The sequence below is a fragment of the Haloplanus salinarum genome (genome assembly GCF_024498175.1).
GTDB lineage: Archaea > Halobacteriota > Halobacteria > Halobacteriales > Haloferacaceae > Haloplanus > Haloplanus salinarum.
This window is the reverse complement of record NZ_CP101823.1, coordinates 1,525,587-1,547,093: the sequence shown is the minus strand read 5'-3', so window position 1 is coordinate 1,547,093 and position 21,507 is coordinate 1,525,587. Positions and strand designations below refer to the sequence as shown.

Genomic DNA, 21,507 nt, shown 5'->3' with positions numbered 1-21,507 from the left:
GATCCTGAGACAGTTCACAGCCTGCTGGGCTTCCCGGACTACCTGGCCGAGCGTGCCGCGAGCGATGCCGAGGCCAACGCTGCCTCCCCCGTCGAGATCGATATGTGGACACTGCATTCCGGCGCGACGTACGCGCTCACTCACTCACTTCTTCCAGGGCAAGGAGGGTGCGTCGCTGGACGGCTACGTCCGCACGGCCAACGACATCCTGTTCAACCCCGAGGGTACCATCGAGCGGGTCGAGCGAGCCTACGAGGAGGAACTGGAGGCGGACGGCGACGACGGGTCGCAGGCCTCGCTGGAGGGTGAACGAGCGCTGGCGAGCATCGAGCGCGTCAGCGACGACCTACAGGAGAAAGTCGAGCAGTTCGAAGAGCGAGAGGACGCGCTTCGTGAGCGGTTCCAAGAGGCGATGGGCTGACGACTCGACTTCTGTTTTGAGTGGAAGTTACCTCTTCAAGTCTTCTACGACCGTTTCCTGATAGAGTTCGTCAATACGCTCAACCAAAGCGTGGTGTGAGACGATATGTTCGTCGACAGCCGTCGCTAGTGCAGCCACATATGCATTGAACAAGTCGCCATGTTCGTCGATCTCAATTTCATACGTGGACTCAAGAACATTCGATTTTCGACCTCGCCGCTCGGTTCGATCCGGAAGCGAGGCCTGAATCTCGTCATCAGAATTAAATCGCTCCGCAAATCCGGGATAGAAATCGTCGTTTCCGGACGGCGCATTGCGGAGATAGAACGTCAGCTCGTGGTTTTTTAGAATGGCACTCTTGTGAAGTACATTGTTGGTGTGTCAGAGAACTTCTCGGATAATCTGTTTCAGTGCTTCTCGTCCCGGTTTGCGGAGGATTCGCCGTCGAAGCTCGAACGGTCTGAGATACGCTGTCAGTTTGTCCTTTGAGACGCCTCGGTGCGGCGAGAGCCACCGTCGCGCCAGCGACGCGTGGCTCTCGCACGTGTTCACGTGTGCGTCTCCATCAACGTACTCGCCGTCACCGTGAATTACTGATTCTCGGTGGAAGCTCTCGTCATCGTCGAGTGGATCATAGGCCCGAAATCCGTCAGTATAGACAATCAGCGACTCCTTCTCGTGGTTGTCGAGAAGGAGTCGCACCGTCGCTTCGTCGGCAGATTTCGCCGGGACGACGTATCGATGACCGCTGCCGCGATCAACAAGCGTGAACACTGGCGGTTTATCTCCCTCATACGTTCCTCGTCCGCGTTTCGAGAGGGCACGCGAGCGCGACCGAGAGTCGCGCTCGCGGCCTTTCTTCCCGGCAGAGACGTAGAACTCGTCGATCTCGACCGGGCCAACGAGATCGATCGTTGGCGCGTCGAGCGTTCTGGCGAACTGCTCGACGCGCCGGTGAAGCGAGCGATACGAAACGTCACTTTCAGCGTCTAACTGGCGGATACTCGTGTTGAACCGGAGGAACGAGTAGAACGCGAACAACAGCTTGTCGAGGCCGATCTTCGCGTGCGCGAAGATTGTGTTGCCAGTTCGTTGAACGTGCGGTCGCAATCCTTACAGAGGTACCGTTGATACTCTCGATAGCTGCCGTGTTTAATCACCGACTCAGACCGGTAGCGCGGGCAACAGAGGCCCTCGCACCAGCGAACCTGCTCCAGCAGGTTCGCGGCCCTCGCCTCTGAACTCAGCAATTCAAATGGGAACATTGCGTTCGAGTGACGCGTCGCGTCACCCTTGCCCGCTACGCTTTCACAGCGACAGTTCTACCCGACCAACAATCTGCTTCCGAAGGGAGTTACTTTTAATACGCCGCTTTCTGATTTTACGCGCGATGACGTGCCAACAGGTTGACTCTTCTGTGGCAGCGTCGGGACGCGTGAGCGCCGATGCCTGAGGGCCTCCGCGACCCGTGGCGGACTTCGGTCCCGCACCTGACGACCGACGGCGACGGCGCGCTGAGCGTCACGGCGAGCGACGAGGCCGACGCGGAGACGCTGCCGCTCGTGTTGGCGGGGCCGATCCTTCGCCGCGTGACGGACGAATCGGTCGCGGTCTGGATCGCGACACACGCCGAGGTCGAGGTCGATCTGGAGGTCCGCTCGGGCGGCTCACAGGAGGGAACGTCCGGGGAGACGTCGCTTCTCGAGGTCGGCTCGAACCTCTTCGTCGGGGTCGTCGAGGTGAGCGGATTGAGTCTCTCCCCGGGGACTACCTACGAGTACGATCTGACGTTCACCTTCCCCGGTGACCGGCCGTCGGTGGTCGGTGGCTCGGGCGGCGCGTCGCTCTCGACGCCCGGCGTCCTCGCGCCCGACGGGAACGGCCTCCCGCGGGTCCACGCGACCGGGGACGAGTCGCTCCCCTCCTTCGCGATTCCCCCGAAGGACAAGAACGACCTCCGATTTTTCCACGCGTCCTGTCGCAAGCCACACGGCAAGAAGCGGGGGGCGCTGTCGGCGATCCGGCAGCCCATCGCCGACAACCTCGGGACGCCCACGGATCGCCCCCACTCGCTGTTTCTGACCGGCGATCAGATCTACGCCGACGACGTCGCGGACACGTTCTGTACCCTCCTGTGGAATGCCGGGACGCAGTTCCTCGGCAGAGCCGAGGAGGTGCCGCTGTTCGAGGACTGGAAAGAGGAGTGGGACACGGTCACCCTCTACCAGTTGTGGCCGGACTACCGCCAGTACTACGCCAACAACGTCGCGGGCATGGACACGGAGCCGAAACTCGCCACGAGCCACCTCTTCGGTGTCGGGGAGTACTTCGCGATGTACCTGGCCGTCTGGTCCGACGTGCTCTGGCCGTCGGGCGACGTCTCGTCGACGTTCCCCGACCTCGAGACGGTGTGGAACGACGGCCAGGATATCCCCTCACACATCTTCAGGACGATCAGAAACGACAACGGCGGCGAACTGCCGAGCGAACTGACCGACAGCGACGGGACCCCGAAGTCGTCGTTGACCCTCTCGACGCTCAAAGACGAGACACAGAGCCCGAAGGTCGCACGCGACGTCGTCTCGGAGGCCGAATCGGAGTACGAAGACGACAAGCAACGGCTCCAGTACTTCAAAGAGGAGTTGTCCGACGTTCGGCGCGTCCTCGCGAACGTCCCGACGTACATGATGTGGGACGACCACGACGTGACCGACGACTGGTTCCTGACCGGTGAGTGGGTCGAGTCCGTGCTGTCGCGGCCGCTGGGTCACGCCTGCATCCAGAACGGGATGCTGGCGGCGAACGTCTGTCAGATGTGGGGAAACCAGCCGACGACGTACAGCGGCGGCTCGGGCGAGACGCTCCTCGACGGGTTTGACGACTACGTCGACCGCGACCTCGACGGCCCGAAGAGCACCGAACTCGACGACTTGCTCGGGATTCCCCACCGGACGGACGCGATGGTCCCGGAGGGTGAGTCACACGCTGACATCTACACGCCGGGGAAGTGGAACCGGGTCGGCGCGAGTCCGATGTCCGGCAGCGGCGACTCCGGGGAGGACGATTCCGGCAACGGCGACTCCGACGGCGGGACGCCGGATCGGATCACGTACCACTTCGCGCTCTTCCCCGGCGAGTACGGCATCGGGGTACTCGACACCCGAACCTGGCGGGGATACCCCTCGCCGAAGGCCGCGCCGGAACTGCTCTCGGCGCTGGGCCAGCGGACGCAACTCGTCGACTTCGAACGGACGTTCGACATGGCGCCGTGGTTCGACGTCCCGATCAACTCCTGGGATCGCTCGAAACCCCTGTTTCTCGTCAGTCCGGTCCCGCTGTGGACGGTGCCGCTGGTCGACCTCGGCCAGGAGTGGGGCAAACACTACCCACGCGAGACCAACAACGAGTTCCTCCAAGCACGCGACGTTCCGGAGTCGGAGCGGGACTGGGACATTGTCTCCGCCGAGGCACACGCGGACTACGAGCACTGGCGCCTCCAACGTGCGGCTCTGGAGTCGTTCCTGCGGGACGTGTCCAGGCTGAGCGAGCACGTCGTCACGCTCTCGGGCGACGTGCACTACGGCTACACGACGCGGACGGAGTACTGGCACAACTACGACAAGGAGGACAAGACCGCGTTCTCGTCTCGGTTCGCGAACCTCACGGCCAGCGCGGCCAAGAACGAATCGTTCCTGACGAACCTCCTCCATCCCGTCGGCTACACCGCGAGGCGTGCCTCCGCCTTCGGCGGCTGGTACCACGAGAGCGCGCCGGAGACGATCACGGAGTGGAACGACTCCTTCGACGAGGCCCGCGAGGTGGTCGACGACCTCGACCCGCTCCCGTACATGGAGTTCATCAACGAGATCACCCCGAGTGGAAACTGGGACATCGTCGATCGGTACATCTACGAGATGCCCGATCAGCAGCCGACGCCGCCGATGGCACAGCGGCTCCACGGGGTTCTGGAGCGTGCGGCGAACACGGACATCCTCAAGACGGACTCGCGGGCGACGCTGGCGACGCCCTGGAACGAGACGACCCCGTCGGAACAGCTCATCACGACGAAGTACTTCATCGAAGGCGCCGAAATCGACTTCGAGGGGGTCTCCGATTGGATCGCGATCCAGTGGGATCGGTTCAAAGAGGAGGGGGAACTGGAACTGATGCGGATTCCGGTCCTCAAGCTCCCGGCGCCGACGGGGACGTGGAGCCTCTCGGACAACAAGCCGCTACTGGAAACCATCGACCTCGGGACGATCAAACTCCGGTACGCCGAGGGCGACATCGTCCTCGGGGCCGACGGCCCGAGCGACCCATACGCCGTCTCGCTGATGCGGGACTACGATCTGCGGAAAGTCGGCCAGACCGTCGTCAGTTGGGCCGGCGGCAACGCGATTTCGAGCTCCGACGTCGATCGGTATCTCGAGCGACTCGGGAACGGCTGGGAGCTGTTCACGTTGTTCGGTACGCCCAAACAGGGCACCCAGTCACAGGCCCGGATCGTCTACCAGGAACTCGACGATATCATCGGAAACCGGACCGACTACGGCGGCGTCGACGAGATGCTCCAGTCGCTGGAGGACGCGACGATATCCCACCTCGAAGGTCTCGAGGAGGACGCGACTTGGGGGGTCGGGCTGCTCACGGAGATGCAGCGTGGAGGGAAACCCCACTGGGAGTATCGCGTCGACTACCTCCGGGGCCGGCAGATGACGACGGAGTCGTGGGAGCCGTCGTCGGGGGGGTCCGAGGGGGACGCCACCGACCCGGCCGACGCCTGGCGGCGGTTCAACAAGTACCGCGACTACGGCGGGGAGGTCGTCGGCCGGAACAACGTCGGCGAGGTGACGCTCGACTGGGGGACACAGGACCTCACCTTCCGAAACCAGTCGGTGCCCAACGAGTGGCGGTTCGTCAACCACAAACTCTGGTGGCGGATGGGCGGGACCGCCGAGGCACACCCCTACACGCAGTTCACGGTCGACATGCTGCCCAACGCCCTCGGCATCGGCGGGAAGCAGGGCGTCGCGCCGCCGAGTTCGACGGTGCCGACCGGCAACGTCTCGAGCCGACCCTCGGACCTGATTCAGGGTGCCGTCGACGTCTCGGAGGTGGAGCGCGACAATGTCTGACGGCGACGGTCCGGGGACTCCCGGCGACGACGCGCCGGGCGTCGGCGGGGACGAGGAGGGGGGTGCGCTCGAACGCACCCTGACGGAACTGACCGAACCGGTCACGCTCGCCGCCGAGGACCCCTACCAGCGGGAGGCGCTGCTGGTCAACATGGGGTGGAACCCCGACGCGGTCCCCCTCGACGAACTTCCGGCCGCCTTCGAATCGATCTTCTCCGCGGCCGAGCAGTTGCTCGCGGCGACGGAGGACCCCCCGACGTCGCTCGAGGAGTTCGTCGGTCTCGTTTCGACGGTCGGCGACCTGTTTCGGGCCATCGAGACCGTCAGGGAGTCGGTCGAGACGCTCAGCGAACTGACCGAGGAGGACGTCGAGCAGTTCGGGGCCGACTTGGTGTCGGTGCTGGTGACGGAGTACACCCGCAACAACCACCCGCTCTTCGAACAGATCGCCTGGGTGCTGACGATCTACGAGACGGCGGCCTGGGAGGGGCGGGGCGTCGCCGACGGGACCACGCTCCGCGCCGGCGGTCCGAACGCGCAGATCGCGTTCGAACGGCTCGGTCCGCTGTTGACCGAACCGGGCCCGACGCTCAAGGAGGCGTACTTCGGGGAGACGGACTTCGCGGCGCTCAGCGTCGACGAGGCCGCCGCCGGACTGGACGAACTGCTGCCGCGGCTGGCGACGCTGATCGGGACGACCGGCATCGAGGCGTGGGCGACGACGAACGTCGAGTCCACCGGCGAGGGGATCACCGCCCTCGACGTCGAGTCCGACGCGGTGCCCGACGGGGCGGAGCCGGTCGGGGCGCTCTCGATAGCCGTGTCCGGATCGTTCGACACCGGGGACGACGACTCCGAGAACGGCAACGGCTCCGGCGACGGCGACTCCGGGAACGGCGACGACTCCGGGACGCTCTCCTCGCGGTTCCGGCTCACCGCGGTGTTCTACTTCGATCCGACGGCGGGCGAGTTCTCGACCGTCCTCGAACCCCTCGGCTCGGCGTCGTACCGGTTCCCGCTCGGCTCGTGGCAGTTGGCGTTTCAGGCGACCGCGAGGATACCGGGGCTCGCGATCACGCCGGACGGAGTCTCCCTCGAGGGGGTCGACGAGGGCGAACTGCGGCTGTCGACGTCGGCGGAGAAGCAGCCCCCCCCCGACAGCGAGTTCGCGTATCTGATCGGCGGCGAGGACGCGACGCGCCTGGAGATCGGTTCGCTCGGGGCGGACGTGTCGACGACCCTGTCGGTGCCGAGCCAGTCGGTCCGGATGGTGGCCCGCGCCGCCGGCGCGTCGTTCGTCATCGCGCCGAGCGACGCCGGGGGGTTCCTCGCGACGGTCCTCCCGGAGGAGGGTCTCGCCACCGACTTCGACCTCGGCGTCGGCTGGGGGACGGACAAGGGTGTCTTCGTCGAGGGGAGCGCCAGCCTCGACGCGACGCTCCCGATCCACGAGACGATCCTCGACACCCTGACCATCGAGACGATCGACGTCGCCATCGAGGTCGGGGGCGAGTCGTCTTCGGTGCCGGTCGAGTTGGGGCTGACGTCGTCGCTGTCGATCGGCCCCGTCGACGCGCAGGTTCGGAACGTCGGCCTCTCGGCGACGTTCTCGGTGCCGCAGCGAAGCGACGGCTCGCTCGGCCCGCTCGACGTCGATCTGGGGTTCAAACCGCCGACCGGGATCGGCCTCGCGATCGACACCGGGGCGGTCAGCGGCGGCGGCTTCCTCTCGTTCGACCCCGACGCGGGACGATACTCCGGCGCGCTGTCGCTCCAGATCCAGGAGGTCGCGGTCAACGCCGTCGGGATTCTGAAGACGCCGCTCGCGGACGGGCGCGAGGGCTACTCGCTGCTGATCCTGATCACGGCCGACTTCCCCGCGGTCACGCTGCCGATGGGCTTTTTCCTGAACGCCCTCGGCGGCCTCGTCGGGGTCCACAGGGGGTTCCGGGCCAAGCGCCTCGGCGAGGGGGTCCGGAACGGCCGGATCGGATCGGTGCTGTTCCCGGAGGACGTCGTCGCGAACGCGCCGGAGATCATCAGCGACCTCCGGACGTTCTTCCCGCCGAAGCCCGACACGCACGTCTTCGGCCCGATGGCGAAGTTCAGTTGGGGGATTCCGCCGATCATCTTCATCGACGTCGGGATCATGGTGTCGATCCCGACCTGGAAGATCGCGCTGCTCGGCAAGATCACGCTAGGACTCCCGCAGGGCGAGGGGGCGATCGTCGACCTGAAGTTCAGCATCCTGGGCGTGGTCGACATCCCCGAGAAGCGCATCGCGATCGACGCCTCGCTGTACGACTCGAAGATCGCCATGTTCGACGTCTCCGGCGACATGGCGCTGCGGTCCGGCTGGGGCGACAACTCTTCGTTCATCCTGTCGATCGGCGGGTTCAACCCGCGCTACACCCCGCCGGACTCCTTCCCCGAACTCGACCGGATGCGGGCGAGCCTCTCGAAGGGCGGCGGGAGCACCTCGGTCGAGTTGACCGCGTACGTCGCGACGACGCCCAACACCTTCCAGATCGGCGCCGGCGTGACCCTCGAGGCGGAGGCCGGCGCGGCGTCCGTCGACGGCGAGCTGAGCTTCGACGCGCTGTTCCGGTTCGACCCCTTCGAGTTCGTCGTCGACTTCTACGCGAAGATGCAGGTCGCCCTGAAGGGGTCGACGTTCGGTATCGAGGTCGACGGGACGCTCTCGGGGCCCAAGCCCTGGCGCGTCCGGGGGAAGGTGACCATCGAAGTCGTCTTCCTCTCGGTGACGGTCAACGTCGACGTCTCGATCGGTTCGAACCCGGAGGCCCAGTCGCTGCCGACGGCCGACGTGCTGGGTGACCTCCACCAGGCGCTGGGGCGGTGGGCAACTGGGCCGCCCAGTTGCCCGACGACCGGACCACGCTCGTGAGCGTCCGCCAACCGCAGACGGAGGGTTCGGCCCCCGAGTCGGCGCCGGTGCTCGTCCACCCGCTCGGAACGGTGTCGGTTCGACAGACCGTCGTCCCCCTGCAGACGACCATCGAGAAGTACGGCAACGCGACGCCGACATACGACCGGTTCGCCGTCGAGAACTTCTCGACGACGGGCGGGGAGTTGCCCGCCCCCGACGACGCGACCGAGCGGTTCGCGCCGGCGAAGTTCAAGCAGATGTCCGACAGCGAGAAGCTCCAGTCGGAGGCGTTCGAGCAGTTACCCGCCGGCAAGCGCATCGAGAACAACCAGTTGTCCTTCGCGGGGCGCGACGACGGCTCGCTGGCGTCGGTCGCGACGCTCGATTTCGAGACAACGGTCATCGACGAGAGCGACGGGAACTACCGGCTCGCCGGCGCGGATCTGCCAGCGGGCGTCGGTGACTCGACGCTCCACTTGGACACGGCCGCGGAACTCGAGAAGACCGGGGCGGTCGCCACGGCCGACAGCCGGACGACCGGATCGGAACGCTTCGCCGGCCCCGACCAGTCGGTGTCGGTGGCCGACACCCAGTACGTGGTGGTGTGGGCCGAGGACCTCGCGTTGGCGACGGCGGTGGACCCCAACCCCGAGGGCGGGCAGTCGCAGACGGCGGCGAAGGACGCGAAGGCGGCGTACCTCTCGGAGCACGCCGACGTGGACGGCGAACTGCGCGTCGTCGCGACACACGAGCGAGACACGGGAGATCAGTAACCATGCCAGACGACACGGACACCGCGATCGAATCGGGCGACGACGACGCGACGAAATACCGCTTCTACGGCAGCGTGCGCCGCGGGTTCCGGCCGACGGCACCGTTCAGCGAGAGCGACGCCGCCGACGGGTCGCTCCCCTCGGGCGGGGGAATCGAGGTGTCCTACGATGCCGTCGCGACCACGGACGGCGATCGAACGAGCGAGCGCGGCACGGTCGACCTCGAGATGTACGGCCCGGGTCGAGTCACCGGCTTCGACCGGCGACAGATCGTCCGCCGGGAGCCCAAGCCGGGCTCCGACGAGTTCCCGCCGAACTACTTCCCGCTGGTCGAGATAGACGCCGTGGACCTGCCGTGGCTGTTCAGCCCGACGCGGACGGACGACCACGGACGCAACTTGCCCTGGCTGCGACTCGTCGTGGTCGAGGGGACGGCGGGCGTGGAGACGGAGTCCGACGGCAGTCGTCCGCTGCCGGCGCTCAGGATCGGCGGCGACGCGGACCCCTCGGCACAGTTGCCGCCGGCAGACGAGGCCTGGGCCTGGACCCACTCACAGATCGTCGGCAGTCCGAAGGCACAGCACGGCCGGAGCATCCCGGAGGAACTGGCGGCGGACTCGACGGCGACGGTCGCTCGGCTCCTCTGTCCGCGCAACCTGACCGCAAACACCAGCTACGTCGCGGCGCTGGTACCGACGTTCGAGGCCGGCCGACTGGCGGGACTCGGCGAGTCGGTGCCCGACGAGGAGGGCTTGTCGCTGGCCTGGGGCGGGGACACCGGCGACGAACTCGTGTTGCCGATGTACGACCACTGGGCCTTCGAGACGGGCAAGAAAGGCGACTTCGAGTATCTCGCGCGGAAGCTCACGCCGCGGGAACTCTCGGGCGCGACGGTCGGGGTCCGGACGGTCGACGCGTCGGACCCGGGCCCCGAGACGCTGGCGTCGCCCGGCACGACCGTCGACGTTGGCGGCGCGCTCGGGCCGACGGACGGCGTCTCGGTCGACGACTACCCGGCGGGACTGACCGACGAACTGCGGACGCTGCTCAACCGCCCGGAGTCGATCCAAGACCGGACGTCGTACCCCGCCGTGGGCCCGCCGATCTACGGGCAGTGGCACGCCCAGCGGGACGAACTCGACGATGTCGACGACTGGGCGAACAGCGACGAGAACGAGGTCGAGTGGCTGTACGACCTCAACCTCGATCCGAGTTACCGGGTGCCCGCCGGGATCGGTACGGGCGTCGTCAGGGACAACCAGGAGGAGTTGATGGCGTCCGCCTGGGAGCAGGTGGGCGAAATACGCAGGGCGAACCGGCTGCTCTCGGCCGCACAGCTCTCCCGGGCCGCCTCGAACACCGTCGCCCGGACGCTCGCTGGCCGAACCGACACGGGGACCCTGCTGTCGTTCACCGCGCCGGCACACGGCCGCGTCCTCCAAGACGGGGAGACCGCCGCCTCGCGGCTCGCGGACTCGTCGTTCCCGGAGGCGACGCTCTCGGCGCCGTTCCGTCGGCTCGTCAGCGGCCGCGGGCCGCTGGCCCGCCGCGTCGACGGCGCGGTGGACGCCCCGTCGATCGTTCGGGGGTTGCTCGACGGACGGCTCGACCCGCCGTCGGGGACGGGCGGTCCCGACGGGAGCAAGTCCGTCGCGGGGGAGACCGACCCGGATCGGCTGTGCGAACAGTCGCGCGCGCTCGACGAGGAGTCGACGGAGCGCGAGGTGGACGAGCGCGTCCTCGCGGCGCGCCGGCATCTCGACGAAATCGAGGGGTCGAGCCGGACGGTGATGGACGCCCTCGAACGCATCCTCGACGGGCTTCGCGAGGGGTCGATCGATCGGGACGCGTACGAGTCGCAGCACACCCGCATCGGCGTCAGCTGGGACCAACTGTACGGCCGGGCGAGCACGTTCCAGGGGCGCAACCCCGACGAGGGGCCGTTCGGCACCGTCGTGGCCGCCGAACTCGCCGAGGACCTCCCGTCGGTCAGCGACGACCTGGACCACCGCCGGCGCGGCCGGCTCTACGGCGACCTCATGGACCCGTTGCGTGGGCCGGTGCCGCTGTCCGAACCCTTCGAGGAGGTGACGGTCCGCCACGTCGAGCGAGCGATCGACCGCGTGCTTGACGTGCAGTTCGCGATCCACCGAATCCGAGAACACCTCGACGAGCGTCCCGGATCGGACGCCGACTACCTCGAAGGGGCGTTCTGTGGCTACGACGCCACGCCCCGCGAGCGACCGGCGCCCGATCCGCAGGGTGCGATCGACGCCAGCCTCGACTTCGAGCGGGCGCTCGAAGAGCGGGTGTCCGAACGGCTTGGTGGCGACGTCGGGGAGCGCGCCGACCCCCTCGATACGATCATGGCCGCCCCCGAGTTCCCCCAGCCGACCTACCGGAGCCTGAAGGACGTCTCGACGGAGCACCTCCTCCCCGGTGCCGACGAGGTCGAGGACGACACCGTCGGCGCCCTCGCGACCAACCCGGCGTTCATCGAGGCGTATCTCGTCGGCCTCAACCACGAGATGGCCCGGGAGCTCCGCTGGCGACGGTACCCGACCGACCAGCGTGGCTCGTACTTCAAGCGGTTCTGGGACCAGCGTAGCCGCGTCCCCAAACCCGACGATCCGGACCGGCTCGACGACGTCTTCCCGCTGCACCTGTGGGACGACGAGGGACCCAACCGACGGGCACGCAGCCCGCTCGGGACGAACACCCGGACCGGGAGCGAGCGGTCGATACGCGACCCGCCACCGACGGACCCAGCGGCGACGACGAACGTCGTGGTCCTGATCCGGGGGAACCTGTTGCGGCGGTACCCGAACACGGCCATCTACGCCGCGAAGGCGTACGAGGAGGGCGACGACCGGGTGCCGCGGTGGCCCTCGTCGACCCCCAGCGACGATCCGGCCGCGAGCGAACACGTCGAGTATCCGGTGTTCCGCGGCGAAATCGAGCCGGACATGACGTTCCTCGGCTTCGACCTGACGCCCGACGAGGTGACGGGCGCGGATCCGACGGCGTCGGTCACGGGCGGCGAGGGCGAGACGGACGACCTCGGGTGGTTCTTCGCGTTCGAGGAGCCAGTCGGCGAGGCACGTTTCGGCCTGGACGAACCGGGCGACGACGAGGACACCTCGGGGATTCCGGCCGGGATCACACACGACGACGGCGAGGGGGGCCGGACCACGATCACAACGGCCGACGACAGCGCGGAACACGGCTGGTCGGCGCTCTCTTGGGGACACGTCACGAGCGGCGACGCACCGACGCACGTCGACGTGAGCGACGCCCGGCCCGCGTCGGGGAACTGGGCCGTCGAGGAGAACACGAGTTGGCTCGAGGACGGGAGCGAACCGTTCGACCGCGAGGACGCGGCCGCCTGGGGGACGAACGGCGCCCACATGGCCCGGATCACCTGGCAGCGGCCGGTCCGGATCGCGATCCACGCCCAAGACATCGTCCCCGGTTCCGGGGGTGGTGACTGATGGTGGAGTCGGCGCTGTCGAACCAGCGCGAGCGCCTCGACCGACTGCGGGCCGACGCGGAGCGTCTCGAGACGGTCGTCGCGGGCGCCCGCACCGTCCGGACGGCGCTCGCCGACCGCGCCGAGCGCATGGAGCGCGACCGGGAGCGGATTCGGACCGACGACGAGATCACCGCCGCCTTCGACCGGTTCCTCCAGCAGTCGTTCCCGGCCGCTGTCCTCGCCGACCCGGTGGGCGAGTTGCCCTTCGACGCGTTCGTGACGGCCGTCGAGACGTTCCTGTCGGACGACGGAGCGTCGGACGCGGACCCGACCGCTGGCCTCGGCGGGCAGTGGGGGCTGGGTCCGGGCGAGCGGTTCCTCGAACGCCGGTGGGATCGGTCGCCGATCCGCATCGACGATCCGAGCGCCGTCCCGGAGCGTCGGGCGGCCGTCGACGAGTTCGCCGCGCTACTTGAGGGGGTGGACGCGTCGGGGATGGCGCTGCTGGCGGACGGCTTCGAGCGGGTCGTCGACAACGCCGCGGCCGAGCGCAACCGGGTCCGAGCCGAAATCGAGCGTGCGAAAGCCGAGCACGTCTCGACGCTGGAGACGGCCGACGAGCGGGGCGTCGATCCGATGGCTGCACTGTCGTGGGACGCACCGATCGCGATGCTGCCGGTTCGGCTGGAGACGCGCTTCGTCGACGCCGACGGCGGCGTCGAGGGCGACCCCGTGGCCCTCCGGGTCCGGACCTACCCAGAGCAGATCCACGTCGACAGCCACGAACCCGAACTGACGGCACGGGAACGCGAGTGGGGGCGACGCTTCTGGGGTCGCCTCTGGCTCGTCGCTCACGACCTCCCGACGGCGGTTTCGGACCCGAGTGGCGGCGTCCAGCCGGCCGACGCGTACGACCCCTCGCAGCTCCCCGCGGACCTGCGCGACCCGGTCGCCGGCCTGTTCGAACAGCTCGACGACTTCGCCGCCGATCCGGGCGATCGCTTCGAGCAGGTCCGAGAACGCGCCTGGGGGCGGGGTGTCGACTCCTTCGGCCGGGAGCGTGCCGCGTGGATCGTCCACGCGCTCGGCCCGGTCGACGGACAGGGCGAGGGCGTCGACGCTCGGCTCCTCGCCGGCTGGGACGACGGCGACCCACCTTTCGGCGCCGACCGACCGCCGGCGCTCGCGTTCCCGGCGGTCCCGGACAAGCCCGACTCCTGGAGCCGCCAGCCCCGGCTCCGACTCCTGCCAGATCGGTGGGTTGTCCGCGCCCGCTGGAGCGACGACTCGGGGACCGAACGCGTCGAGCGCGTCACCGGGAATCCGATCGCCGAGCCGCTCTTTGCCGGGCCCGATCCCTCGAACGTCGCGAACACGGCCGCGTCCGCGGGGGACACCGTCGCCGGCGACGGGGTCGAGTGGATGGTCGACTACGGCCGCGCCGAGTCCGTCGGGATGGCCGTCACCGTCGACCTGCCGTCCGGGTTCGTCCCCGAGGAGGGGTTCTCGACGGTCGAGGTGACGGGGCTCCGGACCTCGTCGGACCGAACCAGCACGGCCGAGGAACTCGAGGAACTCGTCAGCGCCCACCACTACACGGACGGGCTCTCCCTGCTCTCGCCGGGCACGCCGACGAACAACGCGGACGAACCGTCGGGCCACTCGTCGGCGCGGGACCCCGCGGGGAGCGCCCCGGTCGAGGTGGGGCCGCCGCTGGTGACCGGCGGCGACGGCACCGACGGCGACCTGACGGCGAGGGGGCTGGGAATCGCCTCGGACGGACGAGATCACGTCTTCGCCAACGTCGACGGCGCCGACACGCGACACGCCGCCACGGCGGGCGACCTCCAGCGGGTGCTCTGGCCGGCGACGCTCGGCTACCACGCGAAGCATCTGCTCCTCGGCTGGGACTGGGAGCGGCTGTACGACGGCGAACCCGGCGTCGGCGACTACGAGACGCCGCTGACACAGGAGCTGATGGGGGAGACGGTCCTCTCCTGGCTCGACGAGTACCGGACGCACTTCGCGGAGTACGTCCGGGCGGACGGCCCCCTCGGGACGATCCGGACCGGTCGACAGCCCTACGGCGTTCTCCCGGTCACGCCGTTCGACACGCCGCCGTCGAGTCTCGGAGACCCGATCGAGACGGACGAGGGCGACGACGGCGGCGAGGAGTCGACGGACTGGTCGCCCCGTCGCCTCGGCGACGTCGACGACGGGGTCGTGACGACCGATCTGATCGAGCGCGTCTGGGGGCTCCGCGACGCCTGGCGGGACGCCGCGGCCGGCCTCCCGACGGTGACCGACGACGGTGCCGACCAGGCGTTGCTGGACGCCCTCGGTCAGGAGGCGACGGCGTCGCGGTACCGGCGCCGGTCCTGGCTGCTCGGCGAGGACCACCCCGTGTTCGGTCGGGTGCTCGACGCCGACCGGTTCGAGGTCGGCGACCCGCAGGTCGATCGCGCCCTCTCGACGGCCGGGTTCGACGGGTTCGATCCCCGACTCGACGACCTGCTCACGCTCGGGTTCACCGCCACGGCGACGAGCGAGGAGCTCCCGCTGACCGACGACTCGATCGACACGTATCTGCAACTGCTGTCGACGATGCTGTCGGACGCCCCGCAGTGGCCGCCGCTGAACCCGCTGCGCGCGCTCGGCACCCATCCCGACGCCGAGACGATCCAGGCGCTCGGCATCGCGATCGCGCGTCGCTGGGTGCTCGGCCGATACTGCCGCCGCGGCTTCGACGACGTCCTGTCGGCCGACGACTCGCTGCTGCGCCAGTTGTTGCTCGTCGCCGTCCAGCGGGCCTGCGTCTCCAGCCGCATCCGGATGGGCGCGCTCTACGGCGACCTGCCGACGGTCGGCCCGGAGCCGACGAGCTACGACCACGGCGACCGGACGGCGTACGACGACCTCGAGGACCCGATCCCGGACGCGCTGGCGAACCACCCGTCCCTGTCGAGCGGCGACGAGTACCGCGACGCCATCGGCGCGAGCGTGGCCGGCGACGCCCCGCAGGTCGACCCGGTCCTCGCGTCGTTCGCGGCCAGCCTCGACCGACTCGGGCGGATCGACCCCGAATCCGCGGATCTCGACCGCATCGCCCGCGGCGCGATGGACCTCTGTAGCCACCGCCTCGACGCGTGGTGGACGTCGGTCGCGACCCGCCGCCTCGAACGGGTCCGGGAGCGGGAACCCGATGTCCACGTCGGCGCCTACGGCTACGTGACGGATCTCACGCCGGACCCGGACACCGATGCCGAGTACCTGCTCGCGCCCTCTCAGAACCAGGCGACGACGGCGTCGATCCTCCGGAACGGCCACAAGACGAACGCCGACGGCCCACACGGCGAGACGCTCGCGGTCGACCTCTCGGCGGAACGGCTCCAGGCGGTCTGGCCGTATCTGACCGGCGTCAGGAACGGCTCCTCGCTCTCCGAACTGGTCGGTTACCGGTTCGAGCGGGGCCTCCACCGGATCAGCGAGGACGACGACAACGCCGTAACCGACGCCGAGCGGTACATCGCCCCGTTCCGCGAGGCGTACCCCTCGATCGCCGGCCGTCTCGATCACGGCGGCGCCGAACCCAGCGAGGTCGACCTCTCCGCGGCCAGCGAGGTGGTCGACGGGATGGCGGTCTACGAGGCGTGGGACGACGGCGACCTCCCCCGGGGCGATCCGTTCCCCGAACCGAACTCCGCGGCGAGCGCCGAGATCGACGCCCTGCTGTCGGAGATCGACGACGAGATCGACGCCATCGCCGACCTGCTGGTCGCGGAGAGCGTTCACCAGCTCGCGACGGGCAACGTCCAGCGTGCCAGCGCGGCGCTCGAAGCCCTCTCGCGGGGCGAACTCATGCAGGACCCGGACGTCTTGGACACGCCCCGGACAGAGACCGGGGTGAACCACCGGCTCTTGCTCCTGTTCGGCGACGCCGACTCGGTGCCGACGCCGAGCGACTGGCAGGTGTCGCTGCGGGAGACCCTGGGGGTCGCCGACCTCCCAGACGCGCTCTCGCTCCCGTACGTCGACCGCTCGGACCTCGCGGAGCCGATCGATCCCGACCTGCTCGACCCGTCGCCGGTCGACGGCGACGGTGCGCGGACGCTCGACTCGGTGTCGGTCCGCAGCGACGCCGAACCCGCGCTCGACGGCTGGCTCGGCGAACAGCTCCCGTCGCCCGACCGCGTCGGCTGCCGGGCCGCCTTCCAGTGGACCGCCGATCGGGACTTCGCCACGGGGTCGATCGAGGTTCCGGACGGGCCGGAGCGCGTCTCAGTCGACGACGTCGGCTTCGAACCCGACCTCCTGGTGTTCACCGCCTCGACCGGCGTCGAGACGATCACGGAGTCGGTCGGCGCCGCGTCGACGGTGCCGGGGTGGCTCCACGGCACCGCGACGGTCGCGGCCGACGGCGCCGTCACGCAGCAGTCGACGAGCGTCGCCGTCGGCCCCACGGAGACGCACTACGCGACCGACTCGTCGGCCGCGATCAACGTCCCCCTCCGGACCGCCGATGGGGCCGCGGGCACGATCACCGGCCGGCTCCGGCGGACGACCGACGACGGGTTCGAACTCGCGTTCTCGACCGTCGAGACGCCCACCGACGGGACGCTCTCGCTCGCCTACACGGCCGTGAAGACCGGGGACCGCTCCGAGGTGCGCGCCGGGAGCTTCGTCGCCCGCCCGCCGAGCGCGACCGACGTGGACGACGGCGACGCGACACAGACCGTCGACCTCGGCGTCGACGCCGACCACGTCAGGCTCACCGCGACGATGGCGACGGGCGCGGCGGACGCGAGCGGATCGGTGGCCGACGCGGGCGGCCTCTCCCGCGGCATCGCCGTCGCCGACGCCGGCGGCGAAATCGGCCAGACGGTGACGGCGGCCGCGACGGACCCGACCACCGGCGCCGACGCCCGGACCGTCTCCGAGGACGCCGCCCTCGACCTGCTCTACCCCGACGGGGAGCGACTCGGCGGCCGGACGACCGCACGCGTCACTGGCCTCGGATCGACGCTCGAACTCGCCTACCGCCGGCCCGACGAGGGCGTCCCCTGGGCGGCGACGCCGCGACTGGTCACCTACGTCGCCGTCGATTCGGCGAGAGCGGAGACGAGCGACGGCGCCGTCGGCGGCCCGCCGGCGGTCGGGACGGTAACCGTGCCCGCGGACGGAGAGACCGTGACCGTCGAGACGGACGGCAAGCCGGGGGCGATAGCCGTCACCGGCGTCGGCGGTGTATCGACCGCCGACGGAGCGACGACGCCGGCGCTCGACGCCGGGTCAGCCGGCTGGTCCGAGGGAGTCGCGGTCGGTCCCACGGCACAGACGGTCCGGAGCCACGGCGGCGACGCTCGCTACGGCTCCGACCACCACGTCCTCTCGCTCCCGCGCCCCGACGCCGACGGCGGCGTCGCCGGCCACCGACGCGGGAAGATCACCACCGTCACCGAGGAGGGGTTCCGGCTCTCGGTTTCCGGGGACGGCGACGGCGACGGAACGGCGGTCCTGCGGTACGAGGCGTGGCCGGCCGCCCCAGAGGAGCGGTCGTTCGCCGTCGCCGACGACTGCCGGTTCGACGAACTCGACCTCTCGCCGCTGGACGCAGTCGCGCTGACAGCGACTCAAGGGGAGACCGACGGCTCGGCGCTGGAGCGCCGGATCGGCTACCGGCTCTTCCGGCGTCGCCCCCGCAACGACCCGCCGATCCAGAACGACGCGGAGCTGGAGCTGTCGTTCGGCGACACCCCCGAGGACGCCGACGTGAGCGTGGCGGCCTTCGTCGAGCACGCCCGCAGCCTCTCGGAGCTGATCGGCGAGGCCCGACCGGCCGACGCGACCGATCTGGCGCATCCGTCCGCCGAGGCCGACGAGGGGTATCTCGACGGACAGTCGACGAACGCGCCGGGCACGGCGGATCGGCTGGCCGACCGCGCCGACGGGGCGGCCGAGGCGGTGACGGAAATCGAGGCGATGATCGCGAACCGGCTGGCGACGCTGGACGACGAGTCCGGGCCGACGCTGATCGAGATGGCGGAGCGCATCGAGGAGGCGACGGCGTCGCTGGACCGCGCGGCCCCGCTCTCCCAACTCGTCGACACCGTGGGCCGCCTCGCCGACTACGCACGACCCGACGGCCAGTCGCAGTCGCTCCCGGCCGAACTCCGGGCGATGGCGAGCGCGCTCCGGGCCGGGCCGACGGAGCTGTCGGAGACCCTCGCCGAGGCGCAAGTCCCGCCGGAGCAGGGGGCGACGCTCTCGGTCGCCACCGACGCCCCGCGAACCGACGTGACGGTCACCCTGGGGAGCGCCGGCGAACCGGCGCTGTGGGAGACGCGGTCGGTCCGGACCGACGACGAGGGGGTCGCGTCCGTCACCGTCGACCTCGACGGCTACCCGGACGGCACGGGACTGCTCGTTACGGTCGTCACAGAGGAGCGCCTCGACGAGGCGGTGTGGCGCGCCCTCTCGCGGCTCCCGGTCGAAGAGCAGGCCGAACTCGTGCTCGAAATCGCCGCGGACCGGCTGGACGACGAACGCCGCGAGGCGCTCGAGGAGTACGAGGACGAACCCCGGGAACGCCGCCGGTCGTTGATCGAGTCGCTGCCGACCGAGGCGAAGCTGGCGATCATCGCCCAACTCGGGTTCGAGGCGCGAGCCGAGCGGTTCGAGCGCCGGCTCCGATCGGGTGACGGGACGGTCAGGGAGGTGCTCGCGAGCCGGTCGTTCCGGATCGTCCCGCCACGCCCCGAGCCGTCCGCCCTCCCCTCGCTCCTCGAGGAGGAGTTCGTCGTCGTGCCGCGGTTGTTCTGGCTCCGGCGGCTGCTGGCCGTCGTCGACCCGTCGCGCGCCGACGCCCCGGCCGCCGCCGTCGACGACGCCGTTCGAGACGCCCACTGGGACGGCCTCCGCTCGGAGGCGGAGCTCGCGGGGCGCGTCTCGGCGCTGACCCGGGCCGCGGGCGACGACGCCCTGACCGACGCGGACCTGCGGGCGATCGGCGCCCTGCTCGAACTCGAGCGCCACGAACTCGACGCCCTCGCCGACGCCATCGACGCGGTCGTCGAACCGCTCGAACGGCTGGGCGTCACCGACATCGTCAACGCTCGTGGGGACCTCGCGAAGCCCTGGGCAGGGCGGTACGCGACCGTCGCCGGGGCCGAGGTCGAGAGCCCGCTGGGGCGCGGGCCACGCGGCGAGGTGCGGGGCCGCATCCGGAGCTTCCTAGCCGACCCCGAACTCGATCTCCCGGTCGAGTTCGGCGGCTTCGATCCCGGGCTGCGCCGGGTGCTGTCCGACCGGATCGGTGACCCCGACGCGCCGGCGGTCGCGCGGGCGCTAGCGGCGCTGGTCCGCCGACCCGAGCCCGTCGTCACGGCGCTCGCCGGACACGTCGACGAGCCACACCTCCTCGTCCGTGATCTCACGGCGCTGACCTCGCATCCGTCGCTGTTCGCCAGGCACGGGGATCCGGCCGCCTTCCAGGAGCGACTGTCGGACGCGACGGCCGCGCTCTCCCGGTCGGGGAGCGACCCCGCGACGCTGTTCGACGACCGGACCGACGATCCGCGGGCGCTCGCCGACGCGCTCGAACGCGCGATACCGGATCTGACCGGCTACGCGGTTCGGGTGGCGAGGACCGGCGCCCAGTCGTACGGTGCCGGGCCCGCCGACCGGATCGCACGGGACCACCTCGACGACCTGGTCGACCTCGAGTACGCGACCGACGGCGCGGTCCGGGACCGCCTCCGACCGCTGCTGGACGGCGAGTCGCCGACGCGGGCGCTACGGAAGTCGTCGCTCGAGGCGCTCCGACTCGCGTTGGTGCGTGCCACCTACGTCGGCGTCTACGGCGCGACGCCGCAGTCCCGGACCGGCGGGAGGCCGGCCGACCGGCGGACGCTGCTCGCACAGGCCCGGTCGGTCGCGGGGAAACTCCGCGACCGGCGCCGGTCGGCGGCGGCGTACGATCCGGACGAGGTGGCCGCGGAGCCGACCGTCGACGGCCAGTGCGCGCGACTCGAGGCGTTGCTCGGCGAGGAGTTCACCGTCCTGCCGCCGTTCGCGCCGGCTGACCCGGCGGCAGTCAGGAGTGCCTTCGCCGACAGCGAACGGGCGCTCGGCGACGACCCCTACGCCGTCGACACGTGGCTGCAGCGGATCGCCCGGGTAAGGGACCAGCCGGCGCTGTTGCGCGACGCGTTGACGTACGCGGACGCCCTGTCGCTGGCCGACGACGGCGACACCCACGATCGCCTCGCGGTCGGTCAGTTGGGCCACGACTCGGTCGACTGGATCGGCCGCGACGGCGAGACGCCCGACGGCGGCGAACTGTCGATGGTCGCCGCGTTCGGGTCGCGGGCGGGGATCGACGCCCCACTCGCACGGACGCCCGGACGGAACGGCCAGCCGCCGGTCGCGGGACTCGCACTCGATGGCTGGGTCGACCCCGTCCCGGCGACGGAGGAGACGATCGGCGTCGGCCTGCAGTACGACGACGCCGGCGCCCGCGCGCCCCAGTCCGCGCTGCTCGCCGTGCCGCCGGCGTGGGAGCGACGCGGGGAGTCGTGGACGCCGACCGACCCCGTCGAGTGGTCGCGGGAGGCGATCCAGACGACGCTGTCGGAGACCCGCGAACTCGTCGAACTCCGCGGCGTCGACCTCGACGCCCTCGAGGAGTTCGGCCACACGCTCCCCGGACTCGTGTTCCCGTACAACGACACCACGGTCGCCGGGTCGAACGAGTCTGTGCCGGACGCCCCGTCCGTCCGGTTCGGCCGGTTCGACTGGTGGGACGGAGGAGAGTGACG

The 21,507-nt window shown here is 69.9% G+C and carries 5 protein-coding genes and 2 pseudogenes; 6 read left to right on the top strand and 1 reads right to left on the bottom strand.

The genetic code is table 11. The features are described 5' to 3' along the window. Nucleotides 1-15: 15 nt before the first annotated feature. Nucleotides 16-421: pseudogene (locus tag NO364_RS07970) on the top strand (hypothetical protein); the annotation flags it as partial. Nucleotides 422-802: 381 nt separating this feature from the next. On the opposite strand, the pseudogene NO364_RS07965 reads toward NO364_RS07970, so the two are convergent. Then, nucleotides 803-1,686 (bottom strand): annotated as a pseudogene (locus NO364_RS07965) (IS1595 family transposase). A gap of 180 nt (nucleotides 1,687-1,866) precedes the next feature. On the opposite strand from NO364_RS07965, the gene NO364_RS07960 reads away from it, so the two are divergent. The 5 genes from NO364_RS07960 to NO364_RS07940 are packed head-to-tail and all read left to right on the top strand — an operon-like array spanning nucleotide 1,867 to nucleotide 21,505. Then, a complete protein-coding gene (locus NO364_RS07960; RefSeq protein WP_257629020.1) occupies nucleotides 1,867-5,556 on the top strand; it encodes a DUF7800 domain-containing protein in 3,690 nt (1,229 codons plus the stop codon). Further along, nucleotides 5,549-8,464: a DUF6603 domain-containing protein gene (locus tag NO364_RS07955; RefSeq protein ID WP_257629019.1), complete on the top strand. Its 2,916-nt coding sequence runs from the start codon at nucleotides 5,549-5,551 to the stop codon at nucleotides 8,462-8,464. The genes NO364_RS07960 and NO364_RS07955 overlap by 8 nt, the downstream gene beginning before the upstream one ends. Then, on the top strand, nucleotides 8,416-9,219 hold the full coding sequence (locus NO364_RS07950) for a hypothetical protein (RefSeq protein WP_257629018.1): 804 nt from the start codon (nucleotides 8,416-8,418) through the stop codon (nucleotides 9,217-9,219). Before NO364_RS07955 ends, NO364_RS07950 begins: the two co-directional genes overlap by 49 nt. A 2-nt stretch (nucleotides 9,220-9,221) precedes the next feature. After that, nucleotides 9,222-12,710 carry a hypothetical protein gene (locus NO364_RS07945; RefSeq protein ID WP_257629017.1) on the top strand — a complete coding sequence of 1,163 codons (3,489 nt, stop codon included), beginning with the start codon at nucleotides 9,222-9,224 and terminating at the stop codon, nucleotides 12,708-12,710. Then, the gene (locus NO364_RS07940; RefSeq protein ID WP_257629016.1) at nucleotides 12,710-21,505 is read left to right on the top strand and encodes a hypothetical protein; all 8,796 of its coding nucleotides are present in this window, start codon (nucleotides 12,710-12,712) and stop codon (nucleotides 21,503-21,505) included. Before NO364_RS07945 ends, NO364_RS07940 begins: the two co-directional genes overlap by 1 nt. Nucleotides 21,506-21,507: the final 2 nt, after the last annotated feature.

Excerpts from the sequence above, each read along its gene's own strand:
- NO364_RS07960 (WP_257629020.1), top strand. The coding sequence starts at position 1,867 with ATGCCTGAGGGCCTCCGCGACCCGTGGCGGACTTCGGTCCCGCACCTG.
- NO364_RS07955 (WP_257629019.1), top strand. The coding sequence starts at position 5,549 with ATGTCTGACGGCGACGGTCCGGGGACTCCCGGCGACGACGCGCCGGGC.
- NO364_RS07945 (WP_257629017.1), top strand. The coding sequence starts at position 9,222 with ATGCCAGACGACACGGACACCGCGATCGAATCGGGCGACGACGACGCG.
- NO364_RS07940 (WP_257629016.1), top strand. The coding sequence starts at position 12,710 with ATGGTGGAGTCGGCGCTGTCGAACCAGCGCGAGCGCCTCGACCGACTG.